1 protein-coding gene is annotated in these 1163 nt (G+C 51.1%); it reads left to right on the top strand.

Annotation, left to right across the window (positions count from 1 at the left end; genetic code table 11):
- On the top strand, positions 1-1163 hold a 1163-nt coding region (tuf, locus tag C5471_RS23290), incomplete at both ends, for an elongation factor Tu (protein ID WP_166296583.1).

Raw genomic sequence — 1163 nt, 5'->3', positions numbered from 1 at the left:
TTTGAACGTAAAAAACCGCACGTTAACGTTGGTACTATCGGCCACGTTGACCATGGTAAAACTACCCTGACTGCTGCCATCACTACTGTACTGGCTAAAACCTACGGTGGTAACGCTCGTGCATTCGACCAGATCGATAACGCGCCAGAAGAAAAAGCGCGTGGTATCACCATCTCTACTTCGCACGTAGAATACGATACGCCAAGCCGTCACTATGCGCACGTTGACTGCCCAGGCCACGCCGACTACGTGAAAAACATGATCACCGGTGCTGCTCAGATGGACGGCGCTATCCTGGTAGTTGCAGCAACTGACGGTCCAATGCCACAGACTCGTGAGCACATCCTGTTAGGTCGTCAGGTAGGCGTTCCTTACATCATCGTGTTCCTGAACAAATGTGACATGGTAGACGACGAAGAGCTGCTGGAACTGGTTGAGATGGAAGTGCGTGAGCTGCTGTCTCAGTACGATTTCCCAGGCGACGACACACCAGTCATCCGTGGTTCTGCTCTGAAAGCACTGGAAGGTGACGCAGAGTGGGAAGCGAAAATTATCGAACTGGCTAATGCCCTGGATAGCTACATTCCAGAGCCAGAGCGTGCTATTGACCAGCCATTCCTGCTGCCAATCGAAGACGTATTCTCTATTTCAGGCCGTGGTACTGTCGTTACCGGTCGTGTAGAGCGCGGTATTGTTAAAGTGGGTGAAGAAGTTGAAATCGTGGGTATCAAAGATACGGCGAAAACCACGTGTACCGGCGTAGAAATGTTCCGCAAACTGCTGGACGAAGGCCGTGCGGGTGAGAACGTGGGTGTGCTGCTGCGTGGTACTAAACGTGACGAAATCGAACGTGGTCAGGTACTGGCAAAACCAGGTTCAATCAAGCCACACACCACTTTCGAATCAGAAGTTTATATTCTGAGCAAAGACGAAGGCGGCCGTCATACTCCGTTCTTCAAAGGCTACCGCCCACAGTTCTACTTCCGTACAACTGACGTAACCGGGACTATCGAACTGCCAGAAGGTGTAGAAATGGTGATGCCAGGTGATAACATTCAGATGATTGTTACCCTGATTGCACCAATCGCGATGGATCAGGGTCTGCGCTTCGCAATCCGTGAAGGTGGCCGTACAGTAGGTGCTGGTGTTGTTGCTAAAGTTAT

This window comes from Photorhabdus tasmaniensis (assembly GCF_011189505.1).
Lineage (GTDB): Bacteria > Pseudomonadota > Gammaproteobacteria > Enterobacterales > Enterobacteriaceae > Photorhabdus > Photorhabdus tasmaniensis.
Note: the sequence above shows the minus strand (reverse complement) of the source record. Positions and strands in the feature narration are given on the sequence as shown.